Origin of the sequence: Shewanella surugensis, from assembly GCF_023284005.1 — a bacterium.
GTDB lineage: Bacteria > Pseudomonadota > Gammaproteobacteria > Enterobacterales > Shewanellaceae > Shewanella > Shewanella surugensis.
Genome location: NZ_JAKIKS010000030.1, coordinates 1 through 12,909, shown reverse-complemented (window position 1 = coordinate 12,909; position 12,909 = coordinate 1). Strand labels below are relative to the sequence as shown.

General features: G+C 39.3%; 10 protein-coding genes and 4 pseudogenes. 6 read left to right on the top strand and 8 right to left on the bottom strand.

The annotated features are described in order from the left end of the window. Window position 1: 1 nt before the first annotated feature. From L2764_RS09660 to L2764_RS09645, 5 genes and pseudogenes are all read left to right on the top strand, one after another. Window positions 2-742 carry a DUF4937 domain-containing protein gene (locus tag L2764_RS09660; RefSeq protein ID WP_248940012.1) on the top strand — a complete coding sequence of 247 codons (741 nt, stop codon included), beginning with the start codon at window positions 2-4 and terminating at the stop codon, window positions 740-742. A gap of 1,079 nt (window positions 743-1,821) precedes the next feature. Further along, a pseudogene (locus tag L2764_RS28205) lies at window positions 1,822-2,176 on the top strand (ISAs1 family transposase). A 26-nt stretch (window positions 2,177-2,202) separates the two neighbouring features. Next, the gene (locus tag L2764_RS28200; protein ID WP_376708399.1) at window positions 2,203-2,400 is read left to right on the top strand and encodes a hypothetical protein; all 198 of its coding nucleotides are present in this window, start codon (window positions 2,203-2,205) and stop codon (window positions 2,398-2,400) included. A gap of 4 nt (window positions 2,401-2,404) precedes the next feature. Continuing rightward, window positions 2,405-2,515, top strand: a pseudogene (locus tag L2764_RS09650) (IS3 family transposase); the annotation flags it as partial. A gap of 266 nt (window positions 2,516-2,781) precedes the next feature. Then, entirely contained in the window at window positions 2,782-3,423 is a 642-nt protein-coding gene (locus L2764_RS09645; protein ID WP_248940011.1) for a hypothetical protein, read from the top strand. Window positions 3,424-3,535: 112 nt separating this feature from the next. Here the strand turns inward: L2764_RS09645 and L2764_RS09640 are convergent. The 7 genes and pseudogenes from L2764_RS09640 to L2764_RS09610 all read right to left on the bottom strand — a co-directional run. Next, window positions 3,536-4,521: pseudogene (locus L2764_RS09640) on the bottom strand (IS4 family transposase); the annotation flags it as partial. A 154-nt stretch (window positions 4,522-4,675) separates the two neighbouring features. Next, the gene (locus tag L2764_RS09635) at window positions 4,676-5,998 is read right to left on the bottom strand and encodes an MmgE/PrpD family protein (protein ID WP_248940010.1); all 1,323 of its coding nucleotides are present in this window, start codon (window positions 5,996-5,998) and stop codon (window positions 4,676-4,678) included. Further along, entirely contained in the window at window positions 5,985-6,740 is a 756-nt protein-coding gene (locus tag L2764_RS09630) for a maleate cis-trans isomerase family protein (protein WP_248940009.1), read from the bottom strand. The genes L2764_RS09635 and L2764_RS09630 overlap by 14 nt, the downstream gene beginning before the upstream one ends. 19 nt (window positions 6,741-6,759) lie before the next feature. Continuing rightward, a complete protein-coding gene (locus tag L2764_RS09625) occupies window positions 6,760-7,890 on the bottom strand; it encodes an FAD-dependent oxidoreductase (protein ID WP_248940008.1) in 1,131 nt (376 codons plus the stop codon). Window positions 7,891-7,898: 8 nt separating this feature from the next. Beyond that, window positions 7,899-8,825 (bottom strand): porphobilinogen synthase, encoded by a 927-nt coding sequence (locus L2764_RS09620; protein WP_248940007.1) that lies wholly within the window; start codon window positions 8,823-8,825, stop codon window positions 7,899-7,901. A gap of 919 nt (window positions 8,826-9,744) precedes the next feature. Further along, window positions 9,745-9,993, bottom strand: a complete 249-nt coding sequence (locus L2764_RS09615; RefSeq protein ID WP_283106973.1) for a hypothetical protein — start codon at window positions 9,991-9,993, stop codon at window positions 9,745-9,747. After that, a pseudogene (locus L2764_RS09610) lies at window positions 9,990-10,751 on the bottom strand (IS3 family transposase); the annotation flags it as partial. The gene L2764_RS09615 and the pseudogene L2764_RS09610, both read right to left, overlap by 4 nt. A gap of 297 nt (window positions 10,752-11,048) precedes the next feature. Here L2764_RS09610 and L2764_RS09605 point away from each other — a divergent pair. Continuing rightward, window positions 11,049-11,987, top strand: coding sequence for a carbon-nitrogen hydrolase family protein (locus L2764_RS09605; RefSeq protein ID WP_248940006.1), 939 nt, complete (start codon window positions 11,049-11,051; stop codon window positions 11,985-11,987). A gap of 699 nt (window positions 11,988-12,686) precedes the next feature. On the opposite strand, the gene L2764_RS09600 is transcribed toward L2764_RS09605, so the two are convergent. Then, window positions 12,687-12,909, bottom strand: a 223-nt coding sequence (locus L2764_RS09600) for a transposase (RefSeq protein WP_248940005.1), incomplete at its 5' end; no start/stop codon positions are given.

Genomic DNA, 12,909 nt, shown 5'->3' with positions numbered 1-12,909 from the left:
AATGATCATAAAATGGATAGACGTGTTGCCAATCAAAGGTAAAGCAGCGGCTTTTTCAAACGCTCAAGTAGCATGGGAAGCGACGGCGGGGAGTGAAGGCTTTAAAGGTCAATTGGGCGGTTGGCATGACTCTAAAAAAGAAAATAGCGATAAAGACAGCCAAAGCCAACATGCGATGATATTGGCTTTCTGGGATGATTTTAATGCCATTAACGCCTTCATGGCGGGCAAGCACGACGAAATTGTCGATAACAACAACCAAGCACAAACCTATCAATCTTGCCATGTGCACTATTTACAACTTGAGTTACAGTTTGAGCCGCAATTTGAGTCAAAGCCTGAGCTAGCGCTTAACACGATACCTTCTACTGTTAAATACTTAGGCGGTTTAAAGGGACTTATACCCAGTGATATTGGTTTTATTCGCATCGCTGATTGTACGCTTTTTTCAGATGAGACGGGAATCACCGAGCAAACGTTTTTTAACGATCAAACAAGAGTCTGGAATCCAGCCATGCAAGCGTGTGAGGGCATGTTAGGTGGGGTAGTGGCACGCTTTATCAAACAGCATAATCGCTTTTTAGTGATTTCTTTTTGGCAAAATGAAGCTTGTCATCGTCAATATATGGCTGGGGCGTTTCAAACAGCGAAAAGCCGAGTATCGCTTGAGCTTTACATTGAGCAGTTGGCAGGTTATCAGATTGTCATCGAATCCAAATGGTACATAGAAGCTGGCGCATAGGAAAACAAGGGAGCATAGGGTCTTAGAATGAAGGCAGACATTTTATGATATTAAGCTGCGCTTAATAGAACGTCGTGAATTCCTACTCACGGAGGGATTAGGATATTAAGCTTCGCTTAATGGAATATCGTGAGTGGATATTCTTTTCACCTGCGGTGAGGCTAAGGTCATGGATCCCCATTCACACTGGGGGTTATCAATAACTTCATTTGTTTAAAGGTATCTGGTTTGAATAGTATATGCGTATTTTAATGAATTGCTGCCGCAGGCTTTTGTGCAAATACGTTATAGAGACGTCGCAAGCACTTCCCTGTGAACTCTGCCAAAACATCCTTGTTTTGAAAGCTCTAAATCGTATTTACACTGATTTTAAAATCAAGAGAAATAGCACAAGCAGTGGGGTTACTCTCTTGATGAAAGGTTGTGAGTTCCGACTCCTTTCTATAATAAAGAGTGGGGCAAAGAGGATTGTTTGTCCTAAGAATACCCTTATCCAAAAGCCAGTTCGATATCGATATAAACGGATTTATGAATGCCGTAGTAGCAGGGACGTCAATGAACGACCTTGGTTCACCTAAGGCTATTTCGACTCTGATGTGAATGGATTCACAAATGCGGTAATAACATGGATGTTAAGAAGCCGCCATGTTTCAATCACGATATTTTTTGTCGAATTTTAGACGCTGCTCCAATGGGGGATATTGTTATCTGTAAGTGTACTTGGATGACATAACCTTAGTTGTATTTATCACCTGCGGTGGGCTTTTGTGTCAATGTAAAAATAACTCGCCGTGAATATATCCCTATAGGTTCAGACGAAAACAAGAACTTCCATGTTTAAGTGCCAGTTAGATATCCTTATCTCTCGTTCGAAGAGTTTCATACAATGAAACCTCACCCTGCCATCGATGGTTATTTTTGCATTCACACTGGTATTGGAAAGCGAAGAGGAAAAGCTACAAAGCGTCAAGGCAAGATCATTATAAATTGAACTTTTTTAGTTATATGAGATCAGATCTCAATATACTAGTTTCTGAGTGATATTAATCATAACAACTTTTTTACAGCACTTTGATTCAATTAAAGACCCTCGTATTGAACGCTGTAAAAAGCATAATCTACTCGATATCATTTTGTTGGCTATTAGTGCGGTTATTTCTGGCGCTGAAGGCTGGGGATACTGAAGACTTCGGACACCTGAAACTTGATTGGCTGCGTAAATACAGGCCTTTTGAAGTGGGTATTCCTCGGCACGATACGATAGCCCGTGTTATTTGTCGCTTGAAAGCCGATGAAATAGAAGCGACTTTTCAATCGTGGATATCATCTTTGATTGAAAAGACAGGTTGTGATGTTATTGCTATTGATGGTAAAACTGCGCGTCGTTCATTTGTGACAAAAGGATGCAGCACAGGGAGCTCGAGCAGTGCGTAGTCATTGGCAAGTTGTGGATGCTAGATATGATGTTTAGAGAAGATGAGTCTCGAATAAGGACTGGTAATGGTGCATTGGCCTTTAATATCATGAGAAAAATAGCGCTAGCGCTATTTAAAAAAGACACAAGTAAATCAGCGAGTATGACCCGCAAAAAGAAGACGGCAGGACTAGACGATGAGTATCGTTCAACCCTGCTAGAATCAGGGGTTAAAATGCGCTAGCCGTGTGCGTCATGCTGTCTTCGAATACATTGAAGTTGATTACAATCGAACAAGAAGGCATAGTGCAATTGGGTATCAAAGCCCACTGCATTATGAACAGCAAAAAGTCGCTTAATTGAGTGTCCAGTTTTAGTGCGGGGTATCACTTGCCATAAAGGTGATACCCCGCACTTTTCATAATTATTAATGAAAAGCTGCACGGATTGATATGCCGCTAACGCTTTCTCTATACGAGAGAAATTAATGACATTATCTCCATAGGCGGCTGGCGGAGGGGCTTGGACTTCATACCCAGTAACATATTTAGTAACATTTTTTCGGGGTAAATTAACAAAGTGATTGCTATAATCATGCTTAGTTAATTGATGCCGGAGAAGTACGATGAGTAAAATTATAGTTAGAGTAACCATTTTTGCTACCGCCATTCTTTTAGTCCTTGGAATCGCTCGCGCAGAAGCAGAAGCAGAAGCAGAATATATTGCTTGCTTAACTGCTAATAGCACTCCTAACGCACTTAATATGTATCGTTATTTCGTTGTAAGTTGTTCGCAATCGGCTGCAATGTCTGAGCGTGCCGCAAAGCTTAATGTTCATAATGGGTGTATTCGTATCGCAAGGGATTTAGGTGTGACACAGACAAAAATAGAGGATAGAATATGTGATGGAACGTATCGTACTATAAATATTAATGATTCTTTAGCCCCTTCTGCTATTGCTGTAACTGCTGCTGGAGGAGCAGATGGCCAGAGGCAAATTGGGGGAATATTTTCTGCTAATGGGGTGAATGAAAATGAAGCAGGATTTAAGGCGACAGAATTAGCGAGAGAATATTTTTCAGGAAAGTTAAATGTTCTAAATATTTTCACAGTGGGAATTGACAAGTATGATGGTACGTTTAGTTTAGCAGAAAAAACGTCTCCGGTTAGTACCGTTAGAACCGCTGAAGCGAGTTCTGTTAATATGAATTTCAATGCAAAAGGGATCCGTGCTTATGGACTTCAACCAACATCAACCAAGGAATAAAAATCTTGATGACTAGGGGCTGTTGAACTTTGTTTGAATTTTACGTTGAAGGGCCCCCTTCGCCACATGAAACGCAACACTTTATACCTTAAGCTGCGTTCAAATGCTGCATGGTATTCGCTTTTATCGTTTTCTCTAAGTCCGCATCCTCACCCGCTTTACCTAAAAGCATCAATAAGCCTATTGCCAGTGCACTTAGCAGAAATAACCTATCTCGACGAACAGGAGAGCGAGTGTAAGTTGCACTCATTCCCATGCCAAAACGATAGTCTTTTATATCCCTAAATGGGTGTCGATTCCCCAGCGTTCTCCATATAAAGTCAATATCTTACTACTGGTTATATCGTTTCGATTCGAAGCAAGATACCAGGCTGTTTTTATGCCCTTTTTCTTAGTGCAAATGACTCGTGCAACCGCTTGCCGGTTACCTGTTATTTGAACATCTTTGAGGGTGCTTATTCTTCCGCTGGGTAATAGCCAGTCTTTAACTGGAAACAGCTCCCCCTACTGCATCGGTGACTTTAATATTCGCTTTGATACGGATGATGAAATCAAAGTTCAACTCGTGCTGAATGAAGTTAAATAATGCCGTGTCACCAAAGCCTCTGTCGGTAACAATAGTCACTCTAACATCTTTTGCAACCAGCTCTCTGAGCTTAACGAGTAACTCATCTTCATAGTTGTTTCTATTACCTTTTAAAGTATGTTTTCGATGTATTTTCCATAGTAGCGGCGTGTTCCGTCCATGGGTCGTTTGCATGCTCAGAGCAATAGTTGAATGGTCGTCAGAATCGAATTCAGTCCAGTCAAGTGAGACGATAATCTCTTTTCGTGCACCGACGATATAAGGAACCCAGCAGTCCAGTAATTGCCATACGTTTAGCTTGTTATTACTCAATAATCTGTCAATTTGTTTAATAGCAGATTTACGCTTGAGTTTACAAGCTTGGGCTAAACCAGCTCCAATGGCATGGATCGCCAATGAGCCTTTTTCAATCAGCCCGTGAGTGCATTGGCAAGCGAATGAACTCTTTTAGCGTGCATATTGTGCCCAAAAAGTTCATTCAGGTGATTGTGAATAAAGGCTTTATTGATCATGTTATAAATTTTAAATAATGGGGTAATTTGGCTTGTTATACTCCGGAATCCTTGCTGCCTCTGGTTATTATGAGGGGATGGTTAAGAGCAGTGACAGACTTTATTCTCTGTATATGTATCTTTAAGTTACTTGAATATCGTTGTTTGGGATTAATTATGAGGAGAATATATCATTGATCAATGTTGTTAAGGGAGAGTACAAAATGCCCTCCATTAATTTATTATGTTTGTTGTCGGGTATTGCTTGAGCACAATTAGAGAGAAATTTATCTTTTAATTGTTCTATATCGAGTGGAGAGTTGCCGTCTCCACGAATATGATTAATGGTGCAGGAGTGACTTTGTTCTGAAGTATGAATAATTAATTGAGCTCCGCGTTTATTTGATCGATGAGTATTACTTTTTTTCTCTATTTTTATTAATCTTTCTAGCCGTTTTGTTTCATTATTTTTTAATGATGCTGTTGTATAAGATGACATATTAAACGATCCTGTCACTAATGTATGAGCCACCGCATAAGATAAACTGAATTGAGCCTGCTGCATATTTATCGGTTGACGATGAAAGCAGTAACGAATGGCTTCCTCATATGTGAGTAGGGTCAAAGCTGTGATAAGACTATGCAAAGGGTATTTTTTTTTGTATTGAAGCGCAGCTTCTATGGCGTAATGTAAATGGACAACGGCGGGGAAAAATTTTATATAACCTTGATTAATCATAAATTCATTTGGTTTAGTAATAGTAATGTTAGTCTCATTTTGATTGAGTGCTATCGTAGAATAGTCTTCAATTGCTTTTACTGGAGCCGTGATCCCAGAGTTTGCGCAAATGGCTGAAAATAGTCCTAATTGGACGCTATGTGCGCTGTAAGTATTACGAGCTGTATTCGCTGTTGCTAACGGAGTGATCAGGCTGAATGGTAGTTGGCTGGCTGCGATAGTAATAGCATTTAAGCTGCATACTTGATCCGCACTTAAAGCCCTTGCTGCTGACATCGCAGCAGCAAGGCTGCTCCAACCTCCGTCTACATGCATTCCCTCTCTGATCCGTAGTACTTCCCCCATTCTCGCGCCTATTTCATAGCCACTAATGATTGCCATGAGTAATTTTGATAATGTGAGGTTATTAGCTAGCGCAATAGTGAGTGCAGGTGGAATGGCGTGTAGGCCAGGGCGTCCATGCGATCTGGATAGACCTTCACAAGCCTCATTCCAGCAACTTCCTATCGTTAACAAAGTACTGGCTGATGATAATGATAAACCTTCAGCAATGCCTGGTAATTGAATGTTTCCTGAATCAAGAATTGTATATTCTTTTATAAGAGATTTGATTTCAATGTGTGATTGCGCTGCAATAAAGCAGCCAAGGGTATCGAGTAAAAGATATCTTGCTCGCTGTAGCTCATTGTCAATGGAGGCAAGTTCTATGTCATATAACCAAGTGATAATGTCCTCTAACTGCTCTTTAAGTGTTAACATTGAATTTCTCGTTGATGTCAGTAAGGTATTGAAGTAATTGACTACCACAATGAGGAGAACATTGATCGGCCATCCACATGGCACCTGCTAGATTGGAGGAGATAATTGGTACCTGCATCGTCTGAATGATATGGGTGATGACTTCTAAAGAAATCATACCTGTTCCTGATATAATGACGGCGGCATTCTTGATGTTTGAATATGGGGTTAAAATTGCAGCGATTTGTTCCGATGTTACTTGGTATGCAGTATCAAGGTGCAATATTTGTCGTAGCCGATTGACACTGGAAATACTGAATCCAGACATTGAAAAATAGGATATGCTTTGCTCAACTAACCAGTCGGGATAAGGAGAAATAAGATGAAGTTTTTTCACCGTTAGTTTATTGAGGAAGTTTAACAGTGCTACACTCGCTGTTATCGTAGGGATGCCGATACTTTTCGATACAGAATCGCATAATTTATAATCGCTGTTAGGGCCTAATTTATATTGAGCACCAGTACAGGCTATCATAATGCCTTTCATTTCAATACTGCCAAACCTTAATGCTGTTTCAACATAAGCATTGCGATATATGCTATTTCGCTTGTCTAAATGGATCTCATGACAATAAGGTAACCTAGCAGTATGAACAAAAATGTTACGGCCTAACAAATGACTAATTTCGTATTCGGCAACAGTATTTGAAGGAGGAACAATTAAACCAATTGAGCGTGATGCATCAGGATCTTTGAAAAACATAATGATCTAACCTTCAGTTTTAACTATTCAGTAGTGAACATTTTTTTATAAAATCAGTTCTAAAGCATTCGTTAGAAAATCTTTTGTCATCGATAATAGTTTGTGGGGTGAGTAAACTTTCTGTTGTTTTCAATAATAGTTCACGTGCGGCTATTAATCTCATTTTTTGACTATTAATAAGCTCAGATTCTGTTATGTCACCATGATAGAAATGAGTAATAGAGTCGGCGATTAATATTCCACTGATAATGCCAAAGTTCATATTCATGCCTCCTCTGGTATTGGTTGAGTGGGCGGAATCACCAATGAGCATTGCTCGTTGAATGATGTTATTTTGCACCAGTTTCTGACCGACCCAATATAAGTCATACTGAGTTGGTGCTGAGAGCCAAATATTGTTGTCAAAGAAACCATTGAGATAATTAAGTTGGAAACCTGTGTTGCAAAGTTGTTCCTTAGGTATGTTTTCCAAGCGAATAATCACTCGCCATTCGTTTTTCATTTGAAGAATACTTAATGTTTCTTTCGTTTTTATGAAATAGGTTACCCCAGCTAATTTATGTTTTATGTCTTCAGGAAGATCTTTAAAAAATAGCCGTAGCACAGGATTGGGGAAATCATACCCTTTAAGTGATAACTTCATGCTCTTACGTACTTGACTGTTAATCCCATCAGTACCTATTATCCAATCGGCATTGATTTGTATTATTTCATTTTTATCATTTCTACATCTTGCTGTTATCCCTGTTTTATTATTAATATAATAGAGAAACTCGATACCTGTTTTAATACATTCTGCTGAAGATAACGTTAGTTTCTTTATTATCTCTTTACACAGATAGCTTTGCTCTAAATGTAACCGGTATGGGTGACTGCACTCATTTTTTATTTCATGAATATTAAGCGTTAACTCTGCGTTATCATCAAGATTGATGTATTTTATATTTGATATTTTTATCCCTTTGTCGATGATTCCATCCAAGACCCCCATTTCATCTAAATAGGGCAATACTGCAGGTAAAAAAGTAGAGGCTTTAGAGGCTATATTGATATTTTCTCTTTTTTCTACAATCAGGAAGGGGATCTTGTTCTGATGTAAGCGCAAGGCTGTAGCGAGCCCTACAGGTCCCGCACCAATGATAAGGATCATCAGGCCTCCTATTGACTTTTTTCATTTATGGCTGTTTTCCAACGAATAAATTCTGTTGCTGCATAGCCAATTATAAAATTTGCACCCGCTCGATAAATGGAGGCATGTACTTCATCAAAATAATCATCTTCATCAATTAGCCCAGTTTCTGCAGCCTGCTTAGCCATCATAAATTCACCACTGACATGATAGGCCGCGACACAGCACTTATGATTGATATTTTTGACTTGAAATATAATGTCTAAATAATGTACAGCAGGTTTAACAATGACAATATCGGCCCCCTGACGTAGATCATCACACATGTGTGTTAGTGCTGAATCGCTATTGGTATAATCACTCTGATAGTTTTTACGGGTTGTTCCCATATTTGAACCGATAGTTTGGCGATAAGCACCATATAACGAAGAAGAAAACTTCAAGCTGTATGACATAATACGAGTTGAATAATTTTTTTGATTTAAAGCTAATTTTATTTTTTCAACTTGTTTGGGCAATGACAAACATGGAGCGACATAATCTACTCCAGCCTCAGAAAATGCCAAGCTTAATTGACTTGCTGCGTCGTAAGAGGCAAGTTCGTCTATGGTGTTATTTTGATATATAACACTTTGTCCTGAATCCTGATAAGGGGAGAGACCGACATCAGCAATCAATGTGACACGATCGCCATATAGATTTTTTACTTTACTAATAAACTGGCTGACACAAAATGTTGACTCAATTGCATGTTCGATACTCTTCACTATTGGAACGGCAAATATTAAAAAATAGGTAATACCAGCTTGAAGTTGTTTATCAACATACTCGCAAGCCTTCTCATTAGAAAAGACTTGAATGCCTTTTATTCCTGATATCTCTGAAATGCTGCTACCTTCACCAATGAATAGGCATTCAATGTATTTCATCTTTATCCCTTCTTTGTCAAGTTTCATATGAAAACCCTGCTGGATTTCAACGTGATTTTTACTCTAAGTTAACTATAGAATAGATCACAAGATAGATACTTCCTCTACTTAACTATGCAACCTTAGTCGTGCATCAGTCAGTGATAACGCTGTGAAAAATATCTAACAACCAAGGCAGCCATTATTATCTAGTAATAACTTATTGATCCATAAAATGGCAATTTTTTCTGGTGGCGATTTGGTGGGATTAACAAATTAACCAAAACACTCATAGTTACTACTATGTAACTTATTGAAAAAATAGTTTATTAAAAATACTCTGGTGGTAAGCTAGAGTGACAATCTCTTGCTGGTGGCGTCAATCCCGCCTGTGTCAGGATAGTTATCAAGCAAGAATGAGTGGAGCAATGTCTCTCCCGCTTACCACCTAAATAGCTACCTACATTCTTGTTTTATCGATATTGTTCAAAAAGCAAAGCAAAGCAAAGCAGTTAAGTAAGTAATAGAGGCGCGGTGATTTTTTACGGATTGTGTTTTCATGACTAGAAATGCAATGGTATATTTAACAAGAAGGTGATAAAGTTAAAAAATTATAAGATACAGTGCATTAGGAATGCATATGTGTTGATGTTTTAAGGTCTTTTTAAAAAAGGTTCTCGTATGGACGCGAAAAATAACTATCTCATTATGTTTTTGTTCCCCGGTAATAGTTTAACGTTTTGGCTTGTTAGCTCAATAATTTGCTTATTAATGGGTATGACATACGCACTCGGCTTGAAGCAAGCGTGGTCATATATTGATGGCAAAAAGGCCTAATGTATTATGGAGGTTTGTTCCTGCCGAAATAGCATTATTAAAATCGATGTGTCCGTTTATATTCCCGCACTTCTCTTACGGTTCTTTTAATCAAAGCATATCAGAGAAGTGCGCGGTGGTTTTCGTGACGCTATCCCACTGCGCGGGTGAAGGTCTGCTCCTCGGCTTTGCGCGTTGCTTCATCGAGTACGGCTTTTTTACGTTCACTGTAACGGTCCACTAAAAAATCGCTATGATCGCGGGTCAAATGCGTGAAGCGCATTAGCTCTTCCATGACATCGACAATGCGATCGCGAAAGGGTGAGTCTTTCAAGCTACCGTCTTCATTAAAGGCTTGATAGGCTTTGGCAATAGATGACTGATTGGGTATGGTTAACACGCGCCCACATCCCCCATGCTGGCACGGATCCCATAACTCGATAACAGCTTACCGAATTGCTTACTGGTATACTGTGAACCTCTGTCACTGTGAAATACTAGGTCTTTAGGCGGTTGCCGAAGATTGTAAGCTTTCATTAATGCCTTAGATATCAAGTCTGTCGTCATGCGTTTTTCTATGTGCCATCCCACTATCCGACGTGAATATAAATCCATCACTACGCTAAATACATCCAGCCTTCACCCGTCTTCAAATAAGTCACGTCACTAGCCCAAACTTGATTAGCAGAAGTTGGACTAAAGTTCATGTTTAGCAGGTTATCTACTACGGCATTGCTGTGTTTTCGCTTTGTTGTCTCCTTATAGGCTTGCCGTTGAGTGACCTTGAGTCGTAAACGTCGCATTATTTTACGAACTAAATAGCGGCCAACTTGATAGCCAGATTTACTGACACTCATAACACGGCATAACAGCGCTATAGGGAACGGGTTAGATTGCTTTTTAACGAAGTGGTATTTTACTTTATTTCTTTTTCTATACGTAATGCTTTGTTTTCTTTACGCAATCGTTTGAGTTTATCACGCTCAGACTCTTCCAAAGTGAATCCTTACTGCTTGGATTCCAGTTGTAAAGCAGGTTAGTACCCACTCCAAGCGAAGTTGCGGCATCTGCAACACTGTAGCCTTGCTCTAAGATCATCAAGATAGCTTCATCTTTAAATGCCTGCGGATAACTCTTGTGTGATTTTTTCAAACTCATATAGACTTCTTAATTTATTAAACAATACTGTCTCAAAATTAAGTGTCCGATGGGATTAGATCAGAACAGTGTTAGCGAACATACCGATATAAATATATTGGAAAAAGTTCCTGATATTAAAATGCCAAAATTAACCAATGTGGTTACAATCAATAGGGCTGAAATAGCTTTATAACAAGTTGCTTAAACGGACAAAAAATAGTTGGCTTTTGCTTGTTCCTCGCTAATTTTAGTCAACAATTTTTAGCCTCTTATTGGGGCGTTAACTCTCTATTTTTCATCGCAAGGGAACCAACTATGAAGAAGATAGCAATTGTTCAAGAAGCCCCTTATATTCTTGATAAAAAAAATACCATAAAGAAAGCTGTAGAGATTATTGATTCCGTATCAGAGCAAGGAGCGGAACTTATTGTTTTTCCAGAAGCATTTATTCCGGGGTACCCTGCTTGGATATGGCGGCTAAGACCTGGCGGTGACTGGGGAGTCAGTGAAGAGCTTCATGTTCGGCTGCTTAGAAATTCAATTGATCTATCATCAGATGATCTCGAACCAATGCTAGAAGCTGCCAAAGAAAATGGCGTTACCGTAGTCTGTGGGATTAACGAGCGAGATAATGCGAATAGCCAATCTACAATTTATAACTCAGCAATAACAATTAATACCAAAGGTCAAATTGTCAATCATCATCGTAAACTTATGCCCACCAATCCAGAGCGAATGGTATGGGGCTTTGGAGATGGGCATGGTTTAAACGTTATTGATACTCCTGTTGGAAGAATTGGTTGCCTAATATGCTGGGAAAATTATATGCCTCTGGCAAGGTATGCTCTTTATTCGCAAGGGATAGAAATATATATTGCACCAACCTACGATAGCGGTGAAGAGTGGATTGGCACCATGCAGCACATTGCTAGGGAAGGTAAGTGTTGGGTTTTGTCTTGTGGAGTTGCTTTAGAAAGAAAAGATTTACCTAAAGATTTTCCAAATATAGATGAACTCTACCCAGCTGATGAAGAATGGATTAACCCAGGAAGCTCGCTTGTTGTATCACCAAAAGGCGAAATCGTGGCAGGGCCATTATCTAAAGAAAAGGGTTATATTATATTGGATATTGATGTTGAACTAGCCTCAAGCTCAAAGCGTGCTTTAGATGTTGCTGGGCACTATTCAAGGCCAGATGTATTTAAGCTGCAAGTCGATAGGTCTCGACAATCACCAGTGCGCTTTAAAAAATAAAAGTTAACAAGTCTATCAACTGCGCGCCTTCGGCACCGGACGCAGAAAAGCTGCGCCGGTTGGCGGATCCCCTCATAATTCTGGCGTTCCAGAGCAGTGAACTCATCAGCAGAACCAAGACATATATGGACGCTTCCGTTGAGTCAAGCCATTAGTCTCCCTGCTAAGACTTTTTTGTCTTGGCATTTTAATATTATTGTCTCTTAGTTCGATGTTTATTGAGCGACTCTTTTCGCTTTAAGCGATAGTGCTGACATATATACGGGCTTAACAAGCTTGTGCTTTCGCCCCTGATGAATTCCGTACCTACACATCCAAAAAATTAATGGCACCCAGTCGAGTTGGTAACTCTTGTCTTTTACGGGGTTATGCAGGATGAACTGAGTCTTTTGTCATCAATTTCATCACTTATCTAAGAGGTGACTATCAAGCGCTCATTACACCCACTCGGGTTAAGATATACCCTTGTCTTGACCGAGCTTAACTTGATAGTTGAGAATAATATTGTCATGTTATTGTGCTCTATTCTTTTCGATTTGAGGCACATAGTGTGTTTGTTTTTTCAGTAAGACCCACATGAGTCTAGCAAGCTTATGAGCCGTAGCAACAGAGGCTTTATTAAAACCTACTCGCGCTTTTAATTGGGTAACCCACTGATCAAGAACATCGTTTTTCTTGTGAGAGTGAGTAAGTAAGTACTTAACTAAAAGTTATCGTGTATTTTGATGGATAGTTGTCCATAATGTTTTTTACACTCTCTTTGAGTGCATCAAAAGTGATAAAATCATGGCAAGATAACCATTCATATTTGATCTTTTTCCACAGTATTTCAATGATATTGAGTTCAGGAGAGTAAGCGGGTAAGTACATCACAACTAAGCCTTTTAACAGCCATTCATGACACTTTTCTTGAAAACGCTTA